Annotated in this window: 27 protein-coding genes and 1 pseudogene; 12 read left to right on the top strand and 16 right to left on the bottom strand. The window is 66.6% G+C overall.

All coding sequences use genetic code 11. The features are described from left to right. Window positions 1-10 precede the first annotated feature (10 nt). The gene (locus ACODTB_RS21290) at window positions 11-1,060 is read left to right on the top strand and encodes an F-box protein (RefSeq protein WP_291118796.1); all 1,050 of its coding nucleotides are present in this window, start codon (window positions 11-13) and stop codon (window positions 1,058-1,060) included. Window positions 1,061-1,086: 26 nt separating this feature from the next. Here the strand turns inward: ACODTB_RS21290 and ACODTB_RS21295 are convergent, their stop codons facing one another. Then, on the bottom strand, window positions 1,087-2,004 hold the full coding sequence (locus tag ACODTB_RS21295) for a DMT family transporter (RefSeq protein ID WP_291118793.1): 918 nt from the start codon (window positions 2,002-2,004) through the stop codon (window positions 1,087-1,089). 68 nt (window positions 2,005-2,072) lie between these two features. Beyond that, window positions 2,073-3,101, bottom strand: coding sequence for a LysR substrate-binding domain-containing protein (locus tag ACODTB_RS21300; protein WP_291118790.1), 1,029 nt, complete (start codon window positions 3,099-3,101; stop codon window positions 2,073-2,075). Between the two features lie 126 nt (window positions 3,102-3,227). Here ACODTB_RS21300 and ACODTB_RS21305 point away from each other — a divergent pair, with 126 nt between their 5' ends. Continuing rightward, window positions 3,228-3,731: a DUF2917 domain-containing protein gene (locus ACODTB_RS21305; protein WP_291118787.1), complete on the top strand. Its 504-nt coding sequence runs from the start codon at window positions 3,228-3,230 to the stop codon at window positions 3,729-3,731. 34 nt (window positions 3,732-3,765) lie between these two features. On the opposite strand, the gene ACODTB_RS21310 is transcribed toward ACODTB_RS21305, so the two are convergent. Further along, complete coding sequence (locus tag ACODTB_RS21310; RefSeq protein ID WP_291118784.1) at window positions 3,766-4,125, bottom strand: TfoX/Sxy family protein; 360 nt, start codon at window positions 4,123-4,125, stop codon at window positions 3,766-3,768. Window positions 4,126-4,162: 37 nt separating this feature from the next. Between ACODTB_RS21310 and ACODTB_RS21315 the strand changes: the two genes are divergently transcribed. Both ACODTB_RS21315 and ACODTB_RS21320 read left to right on the top strand, forming a co-directional pair. Beyond that, complete coding sequence (locus ACODTB_RS21315) at window positions 4,163-4,780, top strand: TetR/AcrR family transcriptional regulator (RefSeq protein WP_291118781.1); 618 nt, start codon at window positions 4,163-4,165, stop codon at window positions 4,778-4,780. Window positions 4,781-4,842: 62 nt separating this feature from the next. Beyond that, entirely contained in the window at window positions 4,843-5,823 is a 981-nt protein-coding gene (locus ACODTB_RS21320) for an MBL fold metallo-hydrolase (protein ID WP_291118778.1), read from the top strand. 54 nt (window positions 5,824-5,877) lie between these two features. On the opposite strand, the gene ACODTB_RS21325 is transcribed toward ACODTB_RS21320, so the two are convergent. Then, window positions 5,878-6,729, bottom strand: coding sequence for a LysR family transcriptional regulator (locus ACODTB_RS21325; protein ID WP_291121894.1), 852 nt, complete (start codon window positions 6,727-6,729; stop codon window positions 5,878-5,880). Between the two features lie 76 nt (window positions 6,730-6,805). Here ACODTB_RS21325 and ACODTB_RS21330 point away from each other — a divergent pair, with 76 nt between their 5' ends. From ACODTB_RS21330 to ACODTB_RS21345, 4 genes are read left to right on the top strand one after another with little or no spacing between them, the layout of a single operon-like run. Next, entirely contained in the window at window positions 6,806-7,465 is a 660-nt protein-coding gene (locus ACODTB_RS21330) for an ankyrin repeat domain-containing protein (protein WP_291121895.1), read from the top strand. A gap of 6 nt (window positions 7,466-7,471) precedes the next feature. Further along, entirely contained in the window at window positions 7,472-7,939 is a 468-nt protein-coding gene (locus ACODTB_RS21335; RefSeq protein WP_291121896.1) for a nucleoside deaminase, read from the top strand. Between the two features lie 4 nt (window positions 7,940-7,943). Then, on the top strand, window positions 7,944-9,128 hold the full coding sequence (locus ACODTB_RS21340) for a cyanate transporter (RefSeq protein WP_291121897.1): 1,185 nt from the start codon (window positions 7,944-7,946) through the stop codon (window positions 9,126-9,128). Between the two features lie 33 nt (window positions 9,129-9,161). After that, window positions 9,162-10,442 (top strand): SLC13 family permease, encoded by a 1,281-nt coding sequence (locus ACODTB_RS21345; protein ID WP_291121898.1) that lies wholly within the window; start codon window positions 9,162-9,164, stop codon window positions 10,440-10,442. Here ACODTB_RS21345 and ACODTB_RS21350 read toward each other — a convergent pair. The 6 genes from ACODTB_RS21350 to ACODTB_RS21375 form a co-directional block, all read right to left on the bottom strand. Further along, entirely contained in the window at window positions 10,439-11,212 is a 774-nt protein-coding gene (locus ACODTB_RS21350) for an amino acid ABC transporter ATP-binding protein (protein WP_291121899.1), read from the bottom strand. The genes ACODTB_RS21345 and ACODTB_RS21350 overlap by 4 nt on opposite strands. Next, window positions 11,196-11,849, bottom strand: a complete 654-nt coding sequence (locus tag ACODTB_RS21355) for an amino acid ABC transporter permease (protein WP_291121900.1) — start codon at window positions 11,847-11,849, stop codon at window positions 11,196-11,198. The genes ACODTB_RS21350 and ACODTB_RS21355 overlap by 17 nt, the downstream gene beginning before the upstream one ends. A gap of 72 nt (window positions 11,850-11,921) precedes the next feature. Then, on the bottom strand, window positions 11,922-12,590 hold the full coding sequence (locus ACODTB_RS21360) for an amino acid ABC transporter permease (RefSeq protein WP_291121901.1): 669 nt from the start codon (window positions 12,588-12,590) through the stop codon (window positions 11,922-11,924). A 21-nt stretch (window positions 12,591-12,611) separates the two neighbouring features. Beyond that, window positions 12,612-13,409 (bottom strand): transporter substrate-binding domain-containing protein, encoded by a 798-nt coding sequence (locus ACODTB_RS21365; protein ID WP_291121903.1) that lies wholly within the window; start codon window positions 13,407-13,409, stop codon window positions 12,612-12,614. Next, window positions 13,406-14,146, bottom strand: a complete 741-nt coding sequence (locus tag ACODTB_RS21370) for a GntR family transcriptional regulator (RefSeq protein ID WP_291121905.1) — start codon at window positions 14,144-14,146, stop codon at window positions 13,406-13,408. The genes ACODTB_RS21365 and ACODTB_RS21370 overlap by 4 nt, the downstream gene beginning before the upstream one ends. A gap of 178 nt (window positions 14,147-14,324) precedes the next feature. Further along, window positions 14,325-15,245 carry a DUF6279 family lipoprotein gene (locus tag ACODTB_RS21375; protein ID WP_291121907.1) on the bottom strand — a complete coding sequence of 307 codons (921 nt, stop codon included), beginning with the start codon at window positions 15,243-15,245 and terminating at the stop codon, window positions 14,325-14,327. On the opposite strand from ACODTB_RS21375, the gene glmU reads away from it, so the two are divergent. Continuing rightward, a complete protein-coding gene (gene glmU, locus ACODTB_RS21380) occupies window positions 15,244-16,662 on the top strand; it encodes a bifunctional UDP-N-acetylglucosamine diphosphorylase/glucosamine-1-phosphate N-acetyltransferase GlmU (protein ID WP_291121909.1) in 1,419 nt (472 codons plus the stop codon). The two genes, ACODTB_RS21375 and glmU, sit on opposite strands and share 2 nt — an antisense overlap. Before the next feature lie 109 nt (window positions 16,663-16,771). Here the strand turns inward: glmU and ACODTB_RS21385 are convergent, their stop codons facing one another. After that, on the bottom strand, window positions 16,772-17,527 hold the full coding sequence (locus ACODTB_RS21385) for a DUF2726 domain-containing protein (protein ID WP_291121613.1): 756 nt from the start codon (window positions 17,525-17,527) through the stop codon (window positions 16,772-16,774). Window positions 17,528-17,676: 149 nt separating this feature from the next. Next, window positions 17,677-18,183 carry an Lrp/AsnC family transcriptional regulator gene (locus tag ACODTB_RS21390; protein ID WP_291121612.1) on the bottom strand — a complete coding sequence of 169 codons (507 nt, stop codon included), beginning with the start codon at window positions 18,181-18,183 and terminating at the stop codon, window positions 17,677-17,679. A gap of 133 nt (window positions 18,184-18,316) precedes the next feature. On the opposite strand from ACODTB_RS21390, the gene glmS reads away from it, so the two are divergent. After that, the gene (glmS, locus tag ACODTB_RS21395; protein ID WP_291121611.1) at window positions 18,317-20,173 is read left to right on the top strand and encodes a glutamine--fructose-6-phosphate transaminase (isomerizing); all 1,857 of its coding nucleotides are present in this window, start codon (window positions 18,317-18,319) and stop codon (window positions 20,171-20,173) included. Window positions 20,174-20,196: 23 nt separating this feature from the next. On the opposite strand, the pseudogene ACODTB_RS21400 reads toward glmS, so the two are convergent. Next, window positions 20,197-20,874, bottom strand: a pseudogene (locus tag ACODTB_RS21400) (XdhC family protein); the annotation flags it as partial. A gap of 129 nt (window positions 20,875-21,003) precedes the next feature. Continuing rightward, window positions 21,004-21,126, bottom strand: coding sequence for a hypothetical protein (locus tag ACODTB_RS21405; protein ID WP_488929713.1), 123 nt, complete (start codon window positions 21,124-21,126; stop codon window positions 21,004-21,006). Between the two features lie 149 nt (window positions 21,127-21,275). Here ACODTB_RS21405 and ACODTB_RS21410 point away from each other — a divergent pair, with 149 nt between their 5' ends. Next, window positions 21,276-22,205, top strand: coding sequence for a LysR family transcriptional regulator (locus ACODTB_RS21410; RefSeq protein ID WP_488929714.1), 930 nt, complete (start codon window positions 21,276-21,278; stop codon window positions 22,203-22,205). Window positions 22,206-22,242: 37 nt separating this feature from the next. Then, entirely contained in the window at window positions 22,243-22,620 is a 378-nt protein-coding gene (locus tag ACODTB_RS21415) for a hypothetical protein (RefSeq protein WP_488929715.1), read from the top strand. 226 nt (window positions 22,621-22,846) lie between these two features. Here ACODTB_RS21415 and ACODTB_RS21420 read toward each other — a convergent pair whose 3' ends face one another. Both ACODTB_RS21420 and ACODTB_RS21425 read right to left on the bottom strand, forming a co-directional pair. Further along, window positions 22,847-23,401, bottom strand: coding sequence for a CocE/NonD family hydrolase (locus ACODTB_RS21420; RefSeq protein WP_488929716.1), 555 nt, complete (start codon window positions 23,399-23,401; stop codon window positions 22,847-22,849). Between the two features lie 169 nt (window positions 23,402-23,570). Continuing rightward, complete coding sequence (locus ACODTB_RS21425) at window positions 23,571-24,251, bottom strand: TetR/AcrR family transcriptional regulator (protein ID WP_291114582.1); 681 nt, start codon at window positions 24,249-24,251, stop codon at window positions 23,571-23,573. Window positions 24,252-24,401 lie beyond the last annotated feature (150 nt).

The following is a 24,401-nucleotide window of genomic DNA, read 5'->3' on the forward strand; positions in this document are numbered from 1 at the left end:
TGGATCACTCATGTCTTCCAGCGCCATGCTGGGCATCAAAGACTGTTTGAACATGAATCCCCTGAATACCTCAATGGGTGCAACTGCCGACACCCGCGTTGCCGGGCTCCAGACCTTGCCCCGGCCGCTGGTCCGCCAGATCGCGAGCTACCTCGCCGATGAGGACGTGCGGGTGGCGGGGGCCGTCAACCGCTCATTTCGACAGGTCACCGAGGATCGGCGGCTGGCCCTGGACATCCGGCGCCACTTCTCGGTGTTGCGGCCGCAAAGTGAAGTGATGTCGGCGTTTCAGGAGTTTCTGGCCCGGATCGGAAACCTCGGCGGATACATGCAGGGACATCCTTTGGCCGTCTTGTTGGAGAAGCTGAGCCGCCTCTTCGATCTGAAGGACAGAATGCGTGTGGTTGACCAGAGCCGTGTGCTCATCGAGATGATGCCGGTGCATTTCCAGCGCCCGCCACTGATCGCTCTTCTGGACTGCTTCTCGGAAATATCGCGAGAAGACCGGGACGATCTATTCGATACCGCCCTGACCCTCGCCAAGCAAATGCCGCCCCATGAGCGATGGCTGGTTGTCGTCGAACTGGTCGCGTCATTGGCGGCGCTTTCGGAAGAATCGTTGCCAGACCGGTTCCACACGCTGCTGGCCATGGTGCGCGAGGCGCCAGCCGGGCTGCGCAGCGGGCCTATGACCTGCTTGGCCAGGAGTCTGCGCAGCCTTTCCGATGATCTCCGCATGGAAGCGTTTGATGTGGTGTTGGAGAGCATCAAGGAACTGCCTGGCATCCAGCAGGCGCAGCCGCTGGTTGCGCTGGCCGGGGGGCTGGGCTTGCTGCCCGACGATCTGTCGAAACTTCGGGTGCTCCATGCGCTTCTGGCCGCGGTCGATCCCATGGTCGAAAGGCAGGAAGAGGTCTTGAAGACGTTGATCCTTGGCCTGTATGGCCTGGGCAGCGAGGCGAGGATGGTGGCGCATGAAGCGCTTTCGAATGCCGCCGGCCAGCTTCCCTTCGAGCAAAGGATGCTGGTGCAGACGCTGCTGGAACAGGTGGGTGTCTAGTGGACGAGGGCGCTTGCCCCGGCTGATCAGGGGTGGCCGGCGTTCGCGTGTACTTCGGTGATGCGCTTCTCGCGCCGCACGAGGTACAGCCCGCTGCCCACGATGATGGCAGCGCCCACCCAGGTGTGCGCGCTGGGCAGGGTGTGCCAGATCAGCCAGTCCAGCCCCAGGCCCCAGGCCAGCGCGCTGTACTCGAAGGGGGCCACGGCCGAGGCCTGGCCGTGGCGGAAGGCCTCGGTGATGGCGAGCTGGCCGCAGAAGCCGGTGACGGCCAGGGCCACCAGCAACAGCGCGTCGCTGCGCCGGATCGGCACCCACTCGGCCCAGGAGAGCGCGCCCGCGCCGAGGGCCATGAACACCATCATCCAGAACACCATGCTCTCGCTGCTGTCGGTGCGGGTGGCCAGGCGCCCGACCACGGCCGAGATCGCGTAGCACAGGGCCGCGCCCAGCGTGGCGAGGCCGCCGAGGGTGACGAAGCCGGCCTGCAGGTCGCCGCCGCTGGGGCGCAGCGCGATGAGCACGCCCACGAAGCCGATGGCAATCGCCCACCAGTGCGCCTTGGGCACGCGCTCCTTGAGCACGGGCACAGAGAGTGCGGTGATGAGCAGCGGCGAGATGAAGAACAGCGTGTATGCGGCCGACAGCGGCAGCTCGCGCACGCCCAGGGTGAACAGCGCCAGCATGGTGATGCCCAGCACGCCACGCAGCAGGTGCAGCGGCCAGCGGACCTTGAGCAAGGTGTGCCAGCCACCGCGCCACGCGATGTAAAGCAGCACCAGCGGCAGGGCGGTGAGGCCGCGCAGCGCGGCGATCTGCAGCACCGGGTAGGTGGCGGAGAGGGTCTTGAGCACCGCGTCCATGAACGCGAAGAAGCCCACGGCCACGAGCATGAAGGTGATGCTGCGCAGGTTGCCGGCGGCGAGGTGCTGAGAGGACGACATGAAGACTTCGGATGGGAAAGCGCCGGAGTGTGCCTGAGCGCGCGCAATCGCGCAGGCACCACCGCGCCTCAGTCCATCTGGTCCACTGTGTCGGGGTCGGGCACATCGCCGATGGCTTCGCGCGTCTCGGCGGCCTGCTTGAGCAGCCATTCGCAGAAGGCCTTGACCTCGGGCCGCTGCGCGCTGCGCGGCGCGACCAGCAGCCAGTACACCAGCGGCGAGTCCAGCCGCGTGTGGGGGAGGGGCTCGACCAGGGCGCCGCTGGCCAGGCTCTCGGCCACCAGCGGCAGGCGTGCGAGCGCCACGCCCTGGCCGGTGAGCGCGGCCTGCACGATCTGGTTGGCGTAGTTGAAATACATCCAGCGCTGCGGCGAGAGTTTGGCCGGCGTGGCGCGGCCGCCGCGTTTGCCGGCCGGGGCGGTGGGCTTGTTGCCGAAGGTGTCGAGCCAGCGTTGCCAGGTGAGCCATTCGAGGTGGCGCGTGCGGTGCGCGTCACCGGCCTCGATGAGGGCGCAGCGCGAGAGGTCTTCAATGCTGTGGATGGGCTGGGTCTTGAGCAGCCAGGGGCTGGCCACGGGCGTGAGCTGTTCGCCGAAGAGGCGCTGCGCGTCGGCGGGCATGGCCTGTGGCACGGCGTAGCGCAGGGCGAGGTCCACGTCGGAGGTGGCGAGGTCCACGGCGTTGTCGGTGGCGTCGATGCGGATGTCGATGTCGGGGTGGTCGCGCTGGAAGGCTTCGAGGCGCGGGATCAGCCACATGGAGGCGAATGAGGCCCAGGTGGTGATGGCCACGCCCTTGCGGCCCGCGCTCTGGCGGATCTGCCGCACGGCCGCGTCGATGCGCTCCAGCGCCATGCTGGAGGCGCGCAGCAGTTGCGAGCCCGCGCTGGTGAGTTCGACCGCGCGCGTGTGGCGCAGGAAGAGGGCGGTGCCGACCTCGTCTTCGAGCGCCTGGATCTGCCGGCTGACCGCGCTTTGCGTGAGCGAGAGTTCTTCGGCGGCGGCGCGGAAGTTGAGGTGGCGGGCCACGGCTTCGAAGGCGCGCAGGTGCCCGGCTGCAATGGGGCGGGTGCGGGGGTGGCTGCTGGTGAGCTGCATGGGGGCTCCGGGCATTGATGCGGTTAGCGAATCAATAGCTTACTGCGTATTCATTGGACGCAGAGGGCGTTCGGCCCGAACATTCATTCCCAGGATGAGCCATCGTCCCTACCCCAGGAGCCTCTCATGAACACCGTTTCCATCCCTGTTGCCGTTGTGTCCGATCGCGTTGCCTGCCCTGCCGCCATGCGCGGCTGGCGCCTCGACGCGCGCCGCGCGATGACCCTGCGCCCGCAGGTGTCGAGCCGCCTGCACATCACGCAGGGCCGGGCGTGGGTGACGCTGGGTTTGCCTCACCAGGGTGCGGGCAACGAGTCGGGTGACGTGATGCTGGCCGCGGGCGAAAGCCTGGTGGTGCCGGCCGGTGCCCGGCTGGTGATGGAGCCCTGGCAGCCGGTCAGTGCCGGCCCGGTGCGCTTCGACTGGTTCGCCGAGCCCCAGGCCCAGGCGGTGACCCGACCCGACCGCTTCGGCCGCGAGGTGGTGGCGCCGTCGCGCGAACTCGCGCTGGCCCTGAGCCAGGCCGGCTGGGCCCTGGCTCGGCTGATGCGCGGTCTGTTCGGCTACGGCGGGTACCTGGTGACGGGCCGCAGCCGCGTGCCGGCGACCTGCGAGTCCCACCGCTCCTGAGCGCTGGCACCCCTGCGCCCTCAAAAGGCCGCGCCTATTTGCGCGGCCTTTGTTTTTTGGGTTTGCGCGCCGCCACGGCCGCTTCCAGCGCGAGCCTCGCCCAGGGCAGCATGAGCGCGGGTGACTCCAGCGCCTCGTCCGGCGGCGTGTGGTAGTTCAGTTTCCCGGGCTTGCCCTTGAATTCGTACACGAAGGGCCGGCCGCCGGCGGCCAGCCAGCGCGGCTCGGTTTCGGCGTTGGTCTTGAGGAACAGCGTGTCCCAGGCAATGATGGCGATGTTCATGCCGTCGGTGGAAATGCCCCAGCCGCCGAACATGCGCTTGGGCACGCACGGCCCCACGCCCGAGAGCAGTTCGCAGGCGTGTTGGGCGAAGGGATCGACGGGTTTGACCATGGCCGGATCTTAGGGCGCCATCCGGCAGAATGCGCCGATGGCCCGACCAAAATCCGCATCCCACGAGCTCAGGCGCGACGAAATCCAGAACGTCGCGGCGCGCTGCTTCGCCGCGCAGAGTTTTCCCGCCACCAGCATGAACGAGATCGCCGCCGCCTGCGGCACCAGCAAGGCGCGGCTCTACCACTATTACGAGAGCAAGGAAGCGATCCTGTTCGACCTGCTCGACCGCTACACCCAGCGCCTGCTCGCCCTCATCGGCGAGGCCGAGGCGCGCGCGCAACGCAAGAACCTGAGCGAGCGCGACGCCCTGAGCGAGCTGGTGCGGGCCTTCCTGGCCGAGTACGAAACCTCGGCCACGCGCCACATCGCCCTGGTGTCCGACACCAAGTTCCTCGGCCCCGTGCAGCGCATGCTGATCGTCAACCGACAGCGCGATGTGGTGGCGGCGTTCACCCGTTTCATCATCCGCGCCTATCCCGAGCGCGTGACCCCGGACAACCAGACCGCGTTGACCATGATGCTGTTCGGCATGATCAACTGGACCTTCACCTGGCTGCGCCCGGGCGGCCCCATGAGCTACAGCGCCTTCGCCGAGGAGGTGGTGCAGATGCTGGAACGGGGTTTGTCCGGTGGCCCCACGGGGGCATCATGATTTACGCATGCGTAATTGATTTCGTTTAGGTAAAATCTGTGCTTCCCCACAGGAGACCCCCCATGAGCAAAGCCTTCGCCTCCCAGGCCGACCTGGACGACAAGAAAACCACTTTCGAACAGCTCAGCAAACATTGCTGGGCCTACACCGCCGAAGGCGACCCGAACTCGGGCGTGATCATTGGCGAGAAGTTCATCATGGTGAGCGACGCCACGGCCACGCCGGCCATGGCGCAGGACCTGATCAGGCAGATCCGCACCGTCTCCGACAAACCCATCAAGTACGTGCTGCTGACCCACTACCACGCGGTGCGCGTGCTGGGTGCGAGCGCCTATGTGGCCGAGGGCGCGACCGAAGTGATCGCCAGCCGCGGCACCTACGAACTCATCGTGGAGCGCGGCGCCGAGGACATGCAGAGCGAGATGGAGCGTTTCCCGCGCCTGTTCCGGGGCTCCGAGAGCGTGCCCGGCCTGACCTGGCCGACGCTGGTGGTGGGCGATGGCCAGCCGGGCCGCCAGGGTTCGCTGACGGTGGACCTGGGCGGCGTGAAGGTTGAGATCTGGCACCCGGGCCAGGGCCACACGCGCGGTGACACCATCGCCTGGGTGGAAGAAGAAAAGGTGCTGTTCAGCGGCGACCTGGTGGAATACGAAGCCGGCGTGTACACCGGCGACGCGCAGCTGGAGGAATGGCCCGCCACGCTCGAAGCCCTGCGCGCACTCAAGGCTGAGGCCATCGTGCCCGGCCGTGGTGAAGCCATGAAGGGCCGCGCCGATGTGGACAAGGCGCTGGACTACACCAAGCGCTGGGTGACCACGCTGTTCCAGGCCGGCAAGGAAGCCGCCGCCGCCGGCATGGACCTGAAGGCCGCCATGGCCCACACCCGCAAAAGCATGGACCCGGTGTTCGGCCATGTGTTCATCTACGAACACTGCCTGCCGTTCGACGTGAGCCGCGCCTACGACGAAGCCAAGGGCATCAAGAACCCGCGCATCTGGACGGCCGAGCGCGACAAGGAAATGTGGGCAGCCTTGCAGGGCTGACCGCGAAGCGGGCAGACCTACAAGCGCAAAGCGCCTTGCAGGGCTGATGCACGCCTAGCCGTGCTGCCCGCATCGGGCGGCCAGCACGGCGGCCATCTGGTCGACCAGTTCGGACAGGGGACCCGTGCCCTCCCGGGCGTAGATGGAGACTGCGATGGGCGGCTCGCCCTGGAATGCCGCACTGCGCCGCACGCGGTAGCCGGCCACCGCATTCACGGGCAGCAGTGACAGGCCGAGCCCGGCCTCTACGGCCACCAGCACGTTGTGCAGGCTGTTGCCGGTGAAGGCGAGGTACCAGCGGTGCTGTTCCTGCTCCACGCGCTCGAACATGGCCTCCCGGTAGAGGCCGCCCGGCGGAAAGGCCACCAGCGGCAGCGGGTGGGGCCAGGCCGGCGGAGCATCGGCGCTCTCGAACCACGCCATGGGTTCGGGAAAGCTCGCGCGGTGATCGGCGCCGGCGACGGGCTCCTTGGCGATGGCGGTGTCCAGCTCACCGGCGCGGTAGCGCCGGATCAGGTCGCGGCTCAGGCCGGCCGTCACGTCCAGGTGGATTTCGCGGTGGCGCCGTGCGAAATCGGCGAACGCCTGTGCCATCGCGGCGCTGACGAGGTCTTCCGGCACGCCGATGCGAAGGGACACGGTGCCCGCCGGGTCGCCGAGCGCCGAGGCAGCCTCCTGCTGCAGGGCGAGGATCCTGCGGGCGTAGCCCAGCAACCGCTCACCGGGCGCCGTGGGCTGGATGGGCCGCGCGGTGCGATCGATCAAGACCTGGCCGACGGCGTCTTCGAGCCGGGCCAGCTGCTGGCTGATGGTGGACTGCGTCATGCTCAAACGGTCGGCCGCGAGCGTGAAGCTGCCCGCATCGACGATGGCGGCAAAAGCACGCAGCAGGCGGGGGTCGAGCATGGGTATTCAGAAAATGGATGCAATTCATCCTAACATTTAACTTCCAAATGTTGGCGGTGTTGCCTACAGTGCGCCCATGCTTCGCCGATCCCTGCTTGCCTCTTTCGCCGCACTTCCGTTTGCTTCGTCCGGGAGCGAGTCCGGGAGTGTGCTCCCCTTGCACGCCGCGGCCAGCCGGAACGACGCCGCCGGCATCCGCCGGCTGCTGGCCGAGGGCGCGCCGATCGACGCGCGCGACGGCAGTGGCGCGACCGCGCTGCTGGTCGCTACCCACGCCAACCAGGTCGAGGCGGCCCGCGCCTTGATCGAGGCCGGCGCCGACGTCAATGCCAAGGACGGCATCAGCGACAGCCCTTATCTCTACGCGGGAGCCCGGGGGCACCTGGCCATCCTGAAGATGACGCTGTCGCACGGCGCCGATCTCAAGAGCACCAACCGCTACGGCGGCACGGCGCTCATTCCGGCGGCCGAGCGCGGCCATGTGGAGACGGTGCGCACGCTGATCGAGGCGGGTGTCGTGGTCGACCACGTCAACCGGCTCGGCTGGACCGCGCTGCTGGAGGCCATCATCCTGGGCGACGGTGGCGAGCGCCACCAGCAGATCGTGGCCCTGCTCGTGAAGGCCGGCGCCAATGTCAACCTGGCGGACAAGGACGGCGTCACGCCGCTGCGCCATGCCCGCACCAAAGGCCAGAAGCCGATCGAAGCGATGCTGCTGGCCGCCCACGCGCGCTGAAGCCTCATGAGCGACACAGATACCCGCTTCCTGCACCAGGCCATCGAACTGGCGCGCGACAACATTGCCCAGGGCGGCCGCCCGTTCGGCGCGGTGGTGGTGCGCGGTGGCGAGGTGCTGGCCACCGGCGTCAACGAGATCATGGCCACCCACGACCCGACGGCCCACGCGGAGATGTCGGCCCTTCGCGCCGCCAGCCGCCGGCTCGGATCGCCCGACCTGAGCGGCTGCGCCGTCTACGCCAGCGGCCACCCCTGCCCCATGTGCCTAGCGGCGATGCGGCTGGCCGGCGTGGTGCGGGTCGCCTACGCCTATTCCAACGAGGAGGGCGCGCCGTACGGGCTGTCCTCGGCGGCGATCTACGAAGACCTCGCCAAGCCCTTGGCCGAGCAGTCCATGCACATTCGCCACCTGCCGTTGCCGCGCCCTGATCTGTATGCGCAATGGGCGCAGGCGCAGACCCGGAAGGCCTAGGCCCGTGAAGGTGAACGCCCGCTGGCTGCTCCTGGCAGTGGCCTTGATCGCGCTCAACCTGCGGCCGTTCATGGCCGGCATCGGGCCGCTGGCGGCCGACATCGGCCGGCACACCGGGCTCGGCCTCAGAGGCCTGGCGCTGCTGACGCTGGTGCCGATGCTGCTGATGGGGGTGTTCGCCTTTGCGGGCCCCTGGCTGCAGGGTCGCTTCGGTGCCCGGCGCGCCGTGGTGGCCGCGCTGATCCTGCTGGCCGTGGGCTCCGCGCTTCGCCTCTTCACCCACAGCGGCTGGCAACTGGTGGGCACCGCCGCCGTGCTGGGGCTGGGTGCGGCGGTGGTGCAGGCGCTGTTGCCCGGCATCGTCAAGCGGCAGTTCCCGCGCCATGTCGGCGTGGTGATGGGCCTGTATTCGGCGATGCTGATGGGCGGCGGCGCGCTGGGTGCGCAGGTCGCGCCGCTGGCGGCGGCGGCCGGCGGCGACTGGCACTGGGGCCTGGCCTGGATGGCCGTGCCCGCGCTGCTCGCCGTGGCGCTGGCGGCGCGCAGCCTGCCGCCCGACGCCCCGGACCACCAGAACAGCCTGGCCGTGACGGCCTACCTGCGGCGGCCGCGCGTCTGGCTGCTGATGCTGTGTTTCGGCCTGGTCAACGGCGGCTATTCGACGGTTGTGGCCTGGCTGGCGCCGTTTTACCAAGAGCATGGCTGGAGCGCGGCCGGCAGCGGCACGCTGCTGGCCGTGCTCGCGCTGAGCCAGGCGCTGGCGGCCCTGGGGCTGCCGATGCTGGCTGGCCGGCACAAAGACCGCCGGCCCTGGCTGTGGTTCACGCTGGCCCTGCAGGCCATCGGTTTCGCCGCGCTGGCGCTGTGGCCCGATGCGGCGCCTCTGGCCTGGGTGGTGCTGCTGGGCGCGGGGCTGGGGGGCTGCTTCGCGCTGTCCCTGATCGTGGCGTTGGAGCACCTGCCCGATCCCGGGCAGGCGGGGGCGCTGTCGGCGCTGATGCAGGGCGGCGGCTTCCTGATCGCCGCGAGCCCGCCCTGGGTCATCGCCTTGCTGCGCGACGCGACGGGAGGCTTTCGCGCCGGCTGGCTGATGCACCTGGCCTGCGTGGCCATCGTCGCGCTGCTGTACGGGCGCATGGCCCCGGCCAGTTACCCGGGCGCGATCCGCGTGGTGCCGCGCGCCACCTGAGCGCCGGCCCGCTCGAGCTACGATCCGCAGGGCATGCCGACCACTTCCGCTCTTCACCACACCGCCACCGACTGGGGCATCGTCGCGGTTTTCGCCGTTGTCTACCTGGGCATGTTCCTGGGCGGCCTGCCGCGCCTGAAGCTGGACCGCTCGGGCGTGGCCCTGCTCGGCGCCATCGCGGTCATTGGCCTGAGCGGCCTGCCGGTGGAGGACGCGGCGCGCTCGGTGGACCTGCCCACCATCGTGCTGCTGTTCGCGTTCATGGTGGTCTCGGCGCAGATGCGCCTGGGCGGCTTCTATGGTGCGGTGACGCGGCGGGTGGGCGCGCTGCCGCTGTCACGCAATGGCCTGCTGGCCGCGCTGATCGTGGTCTCGGGCGCGCTCTCGGCGGTGTTCTCCAACGACATCATCTGCCTGGCCATGACGCCGGTGGTGGCGCGGCTGTGCCTGCAGCGTGGCATCAACCCGCTGCCATTCCTCATCGGCCTGGCCTGCGCAGCCAACATCGGCTCGGCCGCCACGCTGATCGGCAACCCGCAGAACATGCTGATCGGCTCGGTGCTGCAGCTGCCTTTTGGCGGTTATGTGCGGCAGGCGTTGGCGCCGGTGTTGATCAGCCTGCTGCTGTTGTGGCTCTGGCTCGCCTTCGGGCCCGGTGCGCGCACCGCGTCCGCGCCCGAGGCGGCCGGCCTGTCTTTCGCTGCCGTGGCCGAAGCGCCGCCCGAAGAGCCCGCCTTCGATGCCTGGCAGACCACCAAGGGCCTGCTGGTGGCGGGCGCGCTGATGCTGATCTTCCTGTTCACCGACTGGCCGCGCGACGTGGCGGCCCTGGTGGGCGCGGGCCTGTTGCTGCTCAGCCGGCGGCTGCATTCCTCGCACGTGCTGGGCCTGATCGACTGGCCGCTGCTGCTGCTGTTCATGGGCCTGTTCGTGGTGAACCACGCGTTCGAGACCACCGGCCTGGCCGCGCAGGCGGTGGCCTGGCTGGGCACGCAGGGCGTGCACCTGGCCGAGCCGGGGCCCTTGCTGGTGGTGAGCGCGGTGCTGTCCAACCTGGTGTCCAACGTGCCGGCGGTGATGCTGCTGCTGCCGCACCTGGGCGGCAGCGGCGCGCAGGCCGGCGCGATGCTCGCGCTGGTGACCACCTTCGCGGGCAACCTGCTGCTGGTGGGCTCGATCGCCAACCTGATCGTGGCCGACCTGGCGCGCCAGCAAGGCATCGTGATCGACTGGAAGCGCCACGCGGTCACCGGCATTCCGGTGACGCTGCTCACGCTGGCCGTGGTGTGGGGCTGGATGCGCTGGGCCTCCTAATCGTGGATCGACGACAGGAACTGCTGCAGTTCCGGCGTTTCGGGTGAGCCGAACAGCTTCGCGGGTGGCCCCATCTCGTGCACCCGCCCCTGGTGCATGAAGATCACGCGGTCGCTCACCTTGCGCGCAAACCCCATTTCATGCGTGACCATCAGCAAAGTCATGCCCTCGTCGGCCAGCGACTCCACCACGCGCAGCACCTCGCCCACGAGCTCGGGGTCGAGCGCCGAGGTGATCTCGTCGCACAGCAGCACGCTGGGCTGCATGGCCAGGGCGCGCGCGATGGCCACGCGCTGCTGCTGGCCGCCGGAGAGCTGGTCGGGGAAGGCATCGAACTTCTCGCCCAGGCCCACGCGGTGCAGCAGTTGCCGCGCGCGCTCGGCGCCTTCGGCGCTGGCGACTTTTTTCACCAGGCCGGGCGCGAGCATCACGTTGCGGCCCACGCTCAGGTGCGGGAACAGGTTGAAGTTCTGGAAGACCATGCCCACGTGCTGGCGCAGTTCGCGCATGGCGGAGGCGTCCTTGTGCAGCAGGGGCCTGTCGTCCACGCTGAGCGAGCCGGCCTGGAACACCTCCAGCCCGTTGATGCAGCGCAGCAGCGTGCTCTTGCCCGATCCGCTCTTGCCGATGATGGCGATCACCTCGCCGGCCTTGACCTGCAGGTCGATGCCCTTGAGCACCTCGTTGCTGCCATAGGACTTGCGCAGCGCTTTGATGTCGACGATGGTGCGCACAGCGGTGGTGGCGGGCGCTTCAGCGGTTGTTTGCATTCAGTTTCCTTTCCAGGGTGCGCGCATACAGGCTCACGGGGAAGCACAGCGCGAAATACATCAGGGCCACGCAGCTGTAGACGAGGAAGGGCGCGAAGGTCGCGTTGGTGATCATGGTGCCGGCCTTGGTGAGCTCGACGAAACCGATCACCGAGGCCAGCGCCGTGCCCTTGATCACCTGCACCAGGAAACCCACGGTGGGCGCGATGGCGATGCGGGAGGCCTGCGGCAGCACGACGTAGCGCAGTTGCTCGCCGAAGTTCAGTGCCAGGCTTTGCGCCGCCTCCCACTGGCCCTTGGGCACAGCGGCCACGCAGCCGCGCCAGATCTCCACCAGGAAGGCACTGGTGTAGAGCGTGAGTGCCACGGAGGCCGCCGTCCAGGCCGAGGTCTCGTAGCCGAACAGGGCCAGGCCGAAGTAGGCCAGGAACAGCTGCATCAGCAGGGGCGTGCCCTGGAAGAGCTGCACGTAGCCCGCCACGAAGGTTTCGGCGCCAGGCCAGCGCGCGGTGCGCGCCACCAGCAGGGCCATGCCCACGATGCCGCCGCCGATGAAGGCAATCAGCGAGAGCGCCACGGTCCAGCGCGCGGCCAGGAGCAGGTTGCGCACGATGTCCCAGAGGGTGAAGTCAACCATGGCAAGGCCCGCCCGGCCGCCCGAAGGGCATGGCGTGCCCCTGAGGGGCAACGAACGAAGTGAGTGTGGGGCTCATCGTCTTCCTCCGAACAGGTAGCGGGGCCCGGCCCAGTTGAGCAGTGCGCGCACGCCAATCGACAGCAGCAGGTAGATGCCGGTGGCGACGATGAAGGCCTCGAAGGCCCGGAAGTTGCGGCTCTGGATCAGGTTGGCGGCGTAGCTGAGCTCCTGGGTGGAGATCTGGCCGCACACCGCCGAGCCGAGCATGACGATGATGATCTGGCTGGTGAGCGCGGGCCACACCTTCCTGAGCGCCGGTGGCAGCACCACGTGCAGGAATGTCTGCACGCGAGAGAGCGCCAGGCTGGCCGCGGCCTCGAACTGGCCCTTGGGCGTGGCTTCGATGCCGGCGCGGATGATCTCGGCCGCGTAGGCGCCAAGGTTGATCACCATGGCGATGACCGAGGCGATCTCGGGCGTGAGCTTCACGCCCGCGGCCGGCAGGCCGAAGAACACGAAGAACAGCTGCACGATGAAGGGCGTGTTGCGGATCAGCTCCACGTAGGTGCCGGCGATCCAGCGCAGCGCCAGCGGCCCGCTGCTGCGCGCCCACGCGCAGGCGGTGCCCACGAGCAGGCCGATCACGGCCGAGACGGCGGTCAGGCCCAGCGTCCAGAGCACGCCCTTGGCCAGCAGCGGCCACTGCGCGAGCACGGCCGGGAAGTCGAGTTCGATGCCCATGAAGCGGGTCTCGATGCGTGCTTATTCAGGGAGGTTGCCGGCGGGGCGGCCGAGCCACTTCTTGGCCAGGGTGTCGAGGTCGCCGGCCTTCTTGGCATTGGCCAGGATCTCGTTGACCTTCAGGCGCAGCGCGTCTTCACCCTTGGCCACACCGATGAAGTTGGGGCTGTCCTTGAGGAGCAGTTTGTATTCGGCGCCCAGCTGCGGGTTGCGCGCCATCATGTTGCCGGCCACCGAGGCGCCGGTGGCGATGAGCTGCGTCTGGCCTGAGACGAAGGCCGAGACGGTGGCGTTGTTGTCCTCGAAGCGCTTGATGTCGGCCGCGGGCGGTGCGACCTTGCTCAGTTCCTGGTCTTCGATGGCGCCGCGCGTGACGGCCACAGACTTGCCTGCGAGGTCGGCGAAGCTGGCCACTTTCATCGACTTGGCGGCGAACACCGCCTGGAAGAAGGGCGAGTAGGCCGCGGTGAAGTCGATCACCGCTTCGCGCTCCGGGTTCTTGCCCAGCGTGGAGATCACCAGGTCGGCCTTTTTCGTCTGCAGGTAGGCGATGCGGTTGGTGCTGGTCACCGGCACCAGTTCGACCTTCACGCCCAGTTTGCTGGCGATGAGGTTGGCGGTGTCGATGTCCAGGCCCTGGGGCTTGAGGTCGATGCCGACGAAGCCATACGGCGGAAAGTCGGTCGGGATGGCGATCTTGATGAGCTTGTTCTTCATCACCGTGTCGAGCGCGGTCTGGGCATGGGCCTGGCCCAGGCCGAGTGTGGCGGCGAGGGCCACGGTGGAGGCGAGAAGGGCGCGTTTGGTGAGGGCGGTCATAGCAGGGCTCCTAGGTAGGTGTCGCTCGGGGGGGATGAAGGGGGTTTTTTCCTGCCGCGTGCGCCGGCTTCGCGCACCGGTGCCAGGGCTTCGCGCAGGTTGGCCAGCGGGTCGCTTGCCGGGCCCAGGCGCAGGGCGGCCTGCACCTGGCCGATGTGCGCGGCCATCAGGCGCTCGGCGGTGGCCGCGTCGCCGCGCTCCAGCGCGGTGACGATGTCCATGTGGTCCTGGCAGGACTGCACGGCGTCGTGGGTGCTCTGATAGAGCATGGCGATGAGGGTGGTGCGCGCGGTGAAGTCGCGCAGCGTGTCGGCCAGCAGCTGGTTGCCCAGGCATTCGGCCAGGCAGACGTGGAAGTCGCCCAGCAGGTAGCTGCGCTGGCCCACGTCATCGCCCTTGAGCGCGGCCTGCTCCTGTTTGAGGTGCTGGCGCAGGCGCCTGAGGGCGGCCTTGTCGATCTGCACCGTGCTGCGGATCAGGCCGGTCTCGATGACCCGGCGCGCCTCGAAAGCCTCGCGCGCTTCTTCGTGCGAGGGTTGCACCACGTACCAGCCCCGGCGCGAACTCACGGTGACGATGCCGCGCGCGGCCAGCCGCACCAGGGCTTCGCGCACCAGCGTTCGGCTGCAGTCGAACAGCAGCGAAAGGCTTTGTTCGCCCAGGCGCGTGCCCGGGGCCAGGCGCTGGGCCAGCACGGCTTCGATGATGCGTTGGGCGATGTCGGTGGAACTGACCATGAGAGACCTTTGAGGCCTCTTCATGCGAATTCCGTGCCACGGCCATACAAGCCTTGTATGCAAGACAGATGCACCGGGTGCGTGCGCACAACGCGCGCCGGCAGGCCTGGCTCGCACCAAAGCGCGCCGGCCGATGGGCCGGGCGTGGGCGGTTTTGGTGCTGGCTGGACTGGCGCGCTCAGCGTTGCGCGCTCAGCGTGCGCAGGTCGTCCTCATAACCCTTGAGCACGCGCACGGCGTTGGCGCGCTGCTCGGGCGTGGTGGCGTTGTGCAGCATGGCGAACTGGGCGCAGCCCTGACGCACGAGTGCCTGGTTGTAGGCGTTGTAGCCGGGCTCAGGCGACTGGCGGATGCGCGCGATGTGCTCGCGCACCAGTTGCTCTGCCTTGGCTGGCGTGGCCTGCGCGTCGCGGATCGTCTGCAGCAGGTCGGCCTGGCGGCGCAGGCGCTCAGCCTGGGTGCGTTGCGGGTCGAAGGGCGACTGCTGCAGCCAGTCCCGAAGGAGGTCGCGCTGTGCCGGACTGAGCTTGCCGTAGAACGATTCGCTGCGATCGACGGCCTTGTCCAGCCGCTTGTTCAGGCGGCGCTCGGGGCTGCCGCGCAGGAAGTCTTTCTCGAATTCCTCGTTGCTCTCGGCCTGCTGCTTCTTCAGGTTCTCCAACTGATCCGGGGTGAGCTGCAGTGCCAGCCGCGCGAACGGCTCCACGGTCTCGGCCGCGGCCCGCTCCAGCCGCTGGCGGATGTCCTCGAACTGCGCGCAGGCCTGCGCTGGCGAGACCTGGTCCACCGCCATCGTCTGCCACTGGCGCAGCAGGCTGGCGTAGACGGGCAGTTCCTGGCGACGGTGCCACTGGAAGAAGGCCTTGAGGTCTTCGCGCGTCTGCGCGGTCTGTGTGTCCGTCAGGTCCACGTGGCGGTCGATCCACCAGTAGCTCAGCGTGGGCGCCTGGTTGTAGGCCAGGCGCGTGGCGGTGCAGGCAGCAAGGAGGATGGCCAGCGTCACCAGCGCGCCAAGGCGCAGCGCACGGCGGGCGATAATGCCCGGCTGGTGATGGCCGGCAAGAACGCCGTGCAACCCGTCTCTGCAAGAGGTGTTCATGTCGTTCCCTGTGGATGTGGTGGTGATGGCGGCCGGCAAAGGCACGCGGATGAAGAGCCTTCGGCCCAAAGTGTTGCACCGTTTGGGCGGGCGTGCACTGGCCCAGCATGTGCTCGACTGTGCAGCGCGGTTGTCCGCGCGATCGGTGGTGGTGATCACCGGCCACGGCGCCGAGCAGGTCGAGGCCGGCCTCACGACCCCCGTGGCAACCGGCGACAGCGCCGCCCCGAAACTGCGCTTCGTGCGCCAGGAGCCCCAGCTGGGCACCGGCCACGCGGTGCAGCAGGCGGTGCCCGTGCTGGCCGACGATGGCGTGGTGCTGATCCTCAACGGCGATGTGCCCTTGATCGGACAGGCCACGCTGGAGACCTTGCTGCAGGCTTGCGACGGGCAGCACCTCGCGCTGCTGAGCGTGGACACGGGTGGTGACGCCACCGGTTATGGCCGGATCGTGCGCGCTCTGGATGCGGACCGCTCGGTGCATGCCATCGTGGAACACAAGGACGCCAACGAGGCGCAGCGGCGCATCACCGAGTGGTACAGCGGCGTCATGGCCGCGCCCGCTGCCCTGCTCAAGCCCCTGCTGCAAGGCCTGACCAACGACAACAGCCAGCGCGAGTATTACCTCACCGACGTGGTCAAACATGCCGTGGCGCAAGGCCTGGTGGTGCGTGCCGTGACCACGGGCGATGAGGTCGAGGTGGCGGGCGTGAACAGCCCGGTGCAGCTGGCCGAGCTGGAGCGCGCCTACCAGCGCCGGCTCGCCGACGCCCTGATGGAGCAGGGCGTGCGCCTGGCGGACCCGGCGCGGCTGGACGTGCGCGGCGAACTGCTCTGCGGCCAGGACGTGGAGATCGATGTCAACTGCGTGTTCGAAGGCCGCGTGAAACTCGGCGATGGCGTGCGCATCGGTGCGAACTGCGTGATCGCCAACGCCGCCATCGACGCGGGCGCGGTGATCCATCCCTTCACTCACATCGATGGCGAGAAGCTGGGCGTGTCGGTCGGGCGCGGCGCGCTGGTGGGGCCGTTCGCGCGGCTGCGCCCGGGCGCGCAGCTGGGCGAAGAGGTGCACATCGGCAACTTCGTGGAAGTGAAGAACAGCACCCTCGCCGCGGGTGCCAAGGCCAACCACCTGGCCTACCTGGGCGACGCCACCGTGGGCGAGCGGGTGAATTACGGCGCGGGCAGCATCACCGCCAACTACGACGGTGCCAACAAGCACCGCACGGTGATCGAGGCCGACGTGCACGTGGGCAGCAACTGCGTGCTGGTGGCGCCGATCACCATCGGCGCGGGTGGCACGGTGGGTGGGGGCTCCACCCTCACCAAGAGCACGCCGCCCGGCGCGCTCGCGGTCGCGCGCGGCAAGCAGATGGTGCTGGACGGCTGGCAGCGCCCGACCAAGAAGAGCTGAAACCCGGCGCGAGGGAGCGACTGGTCCAGGGTGTCCGCGGAACCGGCTTTGCCGGGCCGCAGGACACGCCCCCTGGAGGGGGTCGCGCGCAGCGCGGCGGGGGTGTTTACTACCTCCCTCGCACGTCCTGCGAGTTGCCGTCGAAGCGGCTGTCGCCGCGCTCGTGGCTGTCAAAGCCGCTGTTGCCGTTGAGCCGGGCCTCGTCGAAACCGCGGCGGCCATTGCGGTTGAGGTCCATCAGCCCGCTCATGCCCATGATTTCCGATTCGCGGAAGCCGGTGTTGCCGTGCTGCTGGTCGAAGCCGGAGAACTGGCTTTCCAGCTGCTGGCGCGCGTTCTCGCGCCGTTCTTCGCGGCTCCTGGGCTTGGGCAGTTCCGCCAGGTTGAGCTGGGCCCGGAAATCGGTCGGTGAAGGCATGCGGTGAATGCCGTTCTTGAGGAACACGAAACGCACGCCCGCCGTCTTGAGGATGCGGTTCTTGATCTTGACCTTGAAGGCCTTGGCCTTGGCATCGCTCAGGTGGTGCTGCTCCACGTCGAAGGCAAAGCTGGGGCGACCGTCCGGGCCGCAGACCACGAAATCCACCTTCTGTTCGTACAGCCGCTCTTCGGCGCGCCTGCGGTCGGCCGCGCGCCGCACCGTCAGCATGTCCTTGAGCATCATGTTCGGCAGCACGATCTGGCCCGGAAAGGTGTCCTGCAGGTAGTCCAGCATGTGGGCCTGTTCGGCCGTGAGGATGCGCTCCGGTGAGTACCGGTCGTCGCGGCCGGACGACTCGCGGCGCCTGAGGCGGCGGACCGCCCAGGCGCACAGCGCCAGCACCACCAAGGCGGCGACCAGCAGCGCGATCGTCACAACATCCATGCAAGCTCCTTGAACCCGAGCGGATCGGGAGATGGGATTTTAGGAGCGTGTTACAGGTGCCCTGGGCCGTCAACCGCTCAGGACAGATGCGAGGTCCTTTTTTGTGCGGTTTGCATCAATATCCGGCCCGGTGTGGTTTACGAAGGTATTCAATTGCCCCCGCCACTGCGCACCCGGCCCAGCGGCAGCCGGGGATCGAACTTGGCGCGCTTGAGGCTGAAGAAGGCCTTGATGTTGCGCACGTTGGCGTCGCTGGTGAACAGCTGCTGGGCCAGCGCGAGGTAGGCCGGCATGTCCACACAGTGCACCACCAGCATGAAATCGGGCCCCGGGCTCACGCGGTAACACTGCTGCACCTCGGGCGTGGGCAGCACGCGGGCCTCGAAGGCGTCCAGGTGCTCCGCGCCCTGGCGCTCCAGGGTGATTTCCACCAGCGCCGTGAGGCCGTGGCCCAGCAGGGGGGCGAGCCGGTCGGCGCTGAGCAAGGCCACCTCGCGCTCGATCAGCCCGAGCTGGCGCAGCCGCTTGACGCGCCGCAGGCTGGTGGGCGGCGAGAGGTGGGCCAGCTCGGCCAGCGCCTGGTTGCTGCGCGAGGCATCCGCCTGCAGCAGTTCCAGCAACCGCAGATCGGCTTCGTCGATGTCGATCGGTTCCATAAAATCGAGTTCAGTGAAATATTTGACGGTTTTTGTAGTGTGGAGAAATTATCAGCCACTTTTTATCATTGTTTGATCATTAATTTCTTGTGGCCGTGTTTAGCATCACGCATTCCATTTTTCAGGAGAGCGTATGTGCGGCATCGTGGCAGGGGTTTCCGGGCGTGACATCGTGCCCGTGCTGGTTCAGGGCCTGCAGCGGCTGGAGTACCGCGGTTACGACTCCTGCGGTGTGGCCGTGCACAGCGGCGGCCTGCAGCGCGCGCGCAGCACGTCGCGCGTGGCCGAACTCGCGCAGCAGGTGCAGCAGGAGTCGATCGGCAGCGGCACCGGCATCGCCCACACCCGCTGGGCCACCCACGGCGCCCCGGCGGTGCACAACGCCCATCCCCATTTCAGCCACGGTCCTGGCGCCGTCGCGGGCGCGGCCGGCCGCGTGGCCCTGGTGCACAACGGCATCATCGAAAACCACGACGAACTGCGCGCGGCTTTGCAGGCCAAGGGCTACGTGTTCGAGAGCCAGACCGACACCGAAGTCATCGCCCACCTGATCGACTCACTCTACGAAGGCGACGTGTTCGCCGCGCTGCAGGGCGCGGTGGCGCAATTGCACGGCGCCTATGCGCTGGCCGTGTTCCACAAGGACGAGCCGCACCGTGTGGTCGGCGCGCGCGCCGGCTCACCCCTGGTGCTCGGCGTGGGGCAGGGCGGGGCGGAACACTTCCTCGCCAGCGACGCCATGGCCCTGGCGGGCGTGACCGACCAGATTGTGTACCTCGAAGAAGGCGACCTCGTCGACCTGCAGCTGGGCCGCTATTGGGTGCTCGACAGCGCAGGCCGCGCCTTGAGCGCCGCGCAGCGCCCGGTGAAGACCGTGCAGGCCCACAGCGGCGCGGCCGAACTCGGCCCGTACCGCCACTACATGCAGAAGGAAATCTTCGAGCAGCCGCGCGCGATCGGCGACACGCTCGAAGGCCTGGAGGGCATCACGCCCGAGCTGTTCGGCGACGGCGCGTACAGCGTGTTCAAAGAGATCGACAACGTGCTCATCCTGGCCTGCGGCACCAGCTACTACAGCGGCTGCACCGCCAAGTACTGGCTGGAGGAGATTGCGAGGATTCCCACGCAAGTGGAAGTGGCGAGCGAGTACCGCTACCGCACCAGCGTGCCCAACCCGCGCACGCTGGTGGTGACCATCACGCAAAGCGGCGAGACGGCGGACACGCTGGCCGCGCTGCGCCACGCGCAGAGCCTGGGCATGAAGCACACACTGACGGTGTGCAACGTGGCCACTTCGGCGATGGTGCGCGAATGCGAGCTGGCCTACATCACCCGCGCGGGAGTGGAGATCGGTGTCGCGTCCACCAAGGCCTTCACCACGCAGCTCGCCGGGCTGTTCCTGCTCACGCTGGCGCTGGCGCAATCGCGCGGGCACCTGAGCGAAGAAGCCGAAGCCGAGCACCTGAAGGCCATGCGCCACCTGCCGGTGGCCCTGCAGGCGGTGCTCGCGCTCGAGCCGCAGGTGATCAGCTGGGCCGAAGACTTCGCGCGCATGGACAACGCGCTGTTCCTGGGCCGGGGCCTGCATTACCCCATCGCGCTCGAAGGCGCGCTCAAGCTCAAGGAGATCAGCTACATCCACGCCGAGGCCTATCCGGCCGGCGAGCTCAAGCACGGCCCGCTGGCGCTGGTGACGGCGGCGATGCCCGTGGTGACGGTGGCGCCCAACAACGCGCTGCTGGAAAAGCTCAAGAGCAACATGCAGGAAGTGCGCGCGCGCGGCGGGGTGCTCTACGTGCTGGCCGATGCCGACACCCGCATCGCCAGCAGCGAGGGCATCCACGTCATCCGCATGCCCGAGCACTACGGCGCGCTCAGCCCCTTGCTGCACGTGGTGCCGCTGCAGATGCTGGCGTACCACACCGCACTGGCCAAGGGCACGGACGTGGACAAGCCGCGCAACCTGGCGAAGAGTGTGACGGTGGAGTGAGGGGGTGGCGCAGCGGCGCCTGTTCGGAGTCGCGCAAGAGTCTCGTCAGTCTGTTCAAAATGTTCCTTCAGGCGTGAGCGACGTGCGCTCTGGTTGCGCCTCGAGCCGATAGCTCCGATATAGAAGGATGAGGTGTCGAGCGCCTCCAACAACGCGAGGTCGTCGAGTTTCGGGTCGTGTGTAAGCGCGACGATTGCAGTGCGCTGGTCTGCCCGAAACGCGCTGACCACGTCGTCAGGCATCCATCCGTCCGATTCGACGAGCTCGGCGGCGGCATCAGTGTCCGCTAGAGCAACCCGACCAGAGCCGATGTGCGTTCTTCTCAGGACCAAATCCCCTGAAGCGAGACGCGTCACCAACTCTGACAGTTCGAAGACGCTCGGGTTGAACTCCAGCAAGAGTTCGAGCGTTCCTCCGCAAGGCAGGCCGAAACGATGCGCCTCGTCTGCGGACACGCCATATTTCACGCGCTGTGGTGGTCCATCGCACATTCCGTCTCGGTATCGGTAGACCAGATCATCCGCGATGCACCCTTCCGATACTGAACCGACAACCGACCCGCTCTCACTGAGTGCCATGATGGAGCCGACGGGTCGTGGCGATCTTCCCCAGGTCCGCGTGACCGTTGCGAGCAATGCAGATCTCCCTGATTGGCGCCATTGAAAAAGACTTCTCAGTACATGGAGGTCTAGGTTTTCCATTGCATCTCAAGCGCTGTGCTGAGTAAAAAAGGGCCAGCCGTTCTTCGCGGCTGGCCCTGAACCTTGGAGACCGAATCAGAAGTTGTGGCGGATACGCGTTGAAGCTGCAGGAGGTGCGCGATGAAAGTTTCAAGTCGCTGGATGGAGCGCATCGGTGCTCTTGTATTCGCTCTCGCGTTGCTCGCTTTGTGGCAAGCCTTCGCTAGAGAAGTGGTGCAGCCGTGGGCATTCGCGTGTGGTTTGGTCGTTCATGTCGTCTCCGTGAGTGCACTCCGGGCACTCTTACAACCGGACTCTGCCACTACTTGGTATTCTTCAGAAATGATTCTTACGGATGAAACCTATCAGCCGCATTTATATGTCGTTCAGCGGCTCACACCGTTGCTCCATGGAGACCCAAGATGAGAGTCAACAAGCTGGATTTGAACCAGTTGGTACTGTTGGATGCGATGCTGGCTACGGCAAGCGTCAGTAAGGCTGCCACCCTCGTCCATCTGAGCCAGCCAGCCGTGAGTGCTGCGCTAGCGAAGTTTCGCGAGTACTTTGGCGACCAACTTCTGGTACCGCACGGGCGGCGACTCACTCTTACTCCGTTCGCGCATAGCCTCGCAGAACCTGTTCGGGACTTGCTCTTGCAGGTTCAGGCCTTGACGCGTCGACGACCAGAAATCGAGCCTTCGCGCATCGAGCGACAGATAACCATTGTTGGCTCTGACTACATTCAGAACGTTCTGTTGGCACCTCTCTTCCAGCGCGCTGAAAGGGAGGCGCCTGGACTTCGATTCGAGGTTCGTTCCATCAGCGGGTACCTCAGCGAAGAGCTCGAACAGGGCGATGTGGACTTGGTGGTTTCGCTTGCCTCCGGTGTCTCCGAACGGCATCCCAGCGAAATCGTCTTTCGCGACACGTTTTCTTGTTTGGCATGGACTGGAAACACGCAGATTGGACGGCGTTTGAGCAAAGCGCAGTACTTGGCAACGGGACACGTCGCCGTTCTGTTGGGTCGCGGTCGCGTTCCCACTCTGGACCAAATTGCCATGGATGAACTCGGCCTGACTCGACGCATAGAGGTGCAAATCCCGAGCTTTACCACCATGCCTGTCTACCTAGTTGGGACCCAGCGAGTCGGAACTCTCCAGACGCATCTGGCGAAATCGCTCACCAAGCAATGGCCAGTCAAGGTCGTGCCATGTCCCATTCCTATTGCGCCCATCATCACGGCGGTGCAGTGGCACAGATATCAGTCCCTCGACCCCGCAATCTCGTGGACTAGAAGCGTCTTGCGCGAGCTCGGCGCGAAGCTGCAGGCTACCGGACCAAAGTCAATCTAGCCCGCTTGCTCTCTGCCGCCATGCCGCGCTTCTTCCTGTGAACACGCTGGCAGACGTGCGCACGCTTGGCGATGTGCTGGTCGCCAACGCATCCGTGCGCTCAGGAAGAGAAGCGTTTCAGACCCTGGATGGACGCTCGGTCACGTTCGGAGACTTCAATCGCCGCGTCAACCGTCTGAGCTCCTCGGTGGCCGGAGGAGCCCCTCTGGGTGTTCATGGTGAAGTCCTGTCTAGTCACCTGGGTGTACCGTGTATCGACCCAATTGAAGCGGGCGTCACGGCCCTGCAGGATGCTTCAGTGGCTCGGAGAGAGGCTCGTGCGCCGTTCGGAAATCAGGTCTATCTAGACAAGCAGTTTGTAGGCGAGTTCAGCTTCCTGTACCGGCTGAACCAGATGTTGCGGGATAAGTCCTGATATCCACGAAAGAACACATGTTTTCAGTCCTCGCTATCCATCATCCTTCGTCAGACCGTTTCGAAGAAACAGTTACAGCGATGCAGGCGGTGCTTGAAAGCATTCAAGGATCGGAGGGCCTCGTTGACGGGTATGTTGGAGGTGACCTGGAAAAATGCCAGGTCATTGCGCTTACTCTTTGGAGGCAATCCACAGACTTCGAAGCAGTCTTTCCAAGAGTTGGAGTTCAGATAGAGAAGTCAGGCGTGCTCAACTGGGTTGTGGAACTGTCGCGTGCATTCAAGTTTGAAGAAGCCCTAGGTGGAAGCGGACATTGAGGGGGCCGAATGGGCTTAGCCACCTGCCACTGGTTCATCGCGTAGTAGGAGATGCCCAGCAGGCCCACTTTCCCGCTGCACCAGCTTTGGGTGCCAGCCCATTCGATGCAGTCATGGTAGTCATCCACTTCCTGCGGCGACCACACCTGCAACTTGCCCGGCGACTCGCCGGCACCACGGCTGTCGACCACGACGATCGCGTAGCCCAAGGGGATCCAGCGCTCGGGATCGGCCACTTCCCATCGCAGATAGTGGCCCGATGAGCCATCGGTGTCGATGCCGGGATAGAGGCGCTTGAGCTCATCCCATTGGGGCTTGAATGCGTCCTCAAAGTGCGCGTCTTTTCCGTATGGGCCATGGGTCATGAGGACCGGCACGGGTGCGTCGCCTTCGGGGCGGAACACGTTTGCCCTGAGAACAGCGCCATCGCGCACCTTGATCTCAACGTTCTTCTCGAAGATCACAGTTGTCTCCTTTTGCCAAGCAGCATGCGGTATTTCCCGAGGCCCTCACAAGGGGGTGCAGCCATGCGGGATGGAGGTCGCAGTATAGCCGCGTCCAAACAGTTGTTTGAAACGAATGAAAACCAAGCTGACGGGAGCGGTCCTGCAGAAGCAGGTGGAGGTGCCTAGGCTAGGGCGCCGAAGTAACGCGGTGCGGTGCGCGGATGCCACCGATGACGAATTCGACCAGTGCGTCTCGCATGGCGTTGAGGTCGGCTCCATCCGCTTCGCCATTGGACAGGCGCTGCAGCCGGTTGGAGCCGCGACGGGCGCTCACGGAGAGCACGACGGTGCTCACGAGCAGCATGTAACGCCAGTACATCTGGCTCAACGGTACCGACGGAACGGCCTCGTGCAGCGCGGCCACAAACTGCTTGGCCATCGGGTCGAAGTGTTTCTTGATCACCTGTTCCGTCATCGGGGAGGGCGACAGGCGGTGCTTCACGATCAGCTGGGCCAGCAGTTGCCCCTCGGTCGTGGCGTTGTCGTCCACATAGGGCTCTATGAAGGCCAGGACGATTTCGGTCACATTGGGCTTCCTGCGCTTGGCCTTCGCGCGGGCCAGGATTTCTTCGAGCTTGCTGGTTCGGGTCTTGTTGATGCGAGCCGAGAGCTCGTTGAACACCGCTTCCGCTACCGCCTCCATGCCGCCGAAGTGGTAGTGAATGGCCGCCACGTTCACGCCGGCATGGCTGGTGAGGGCCCGCACGGGAACGCCATCGATCCCGTACTCGGCAAAGAGCACGAGGGCTGCATCGATGATCTTCTGCTGGGTTGCGCCCTCGCTCGGGGTGTTTTGCCTTGATGCCATGGTTGGAAAGGAGTTGCGTGGGAGATTCTGCCAGACGGGGTTTACATCATTCGTTGCCAAAAAAACAAACACACGTTTGAAACGATGGTTGCAATTCGGGCGGGCGCGCACTACGATGTCAAATTGCAGGGCCCGACATCACGGCCCGGC

Source organism: Hydrogenophaga sp. FG152, assembly GCF_057809615.1.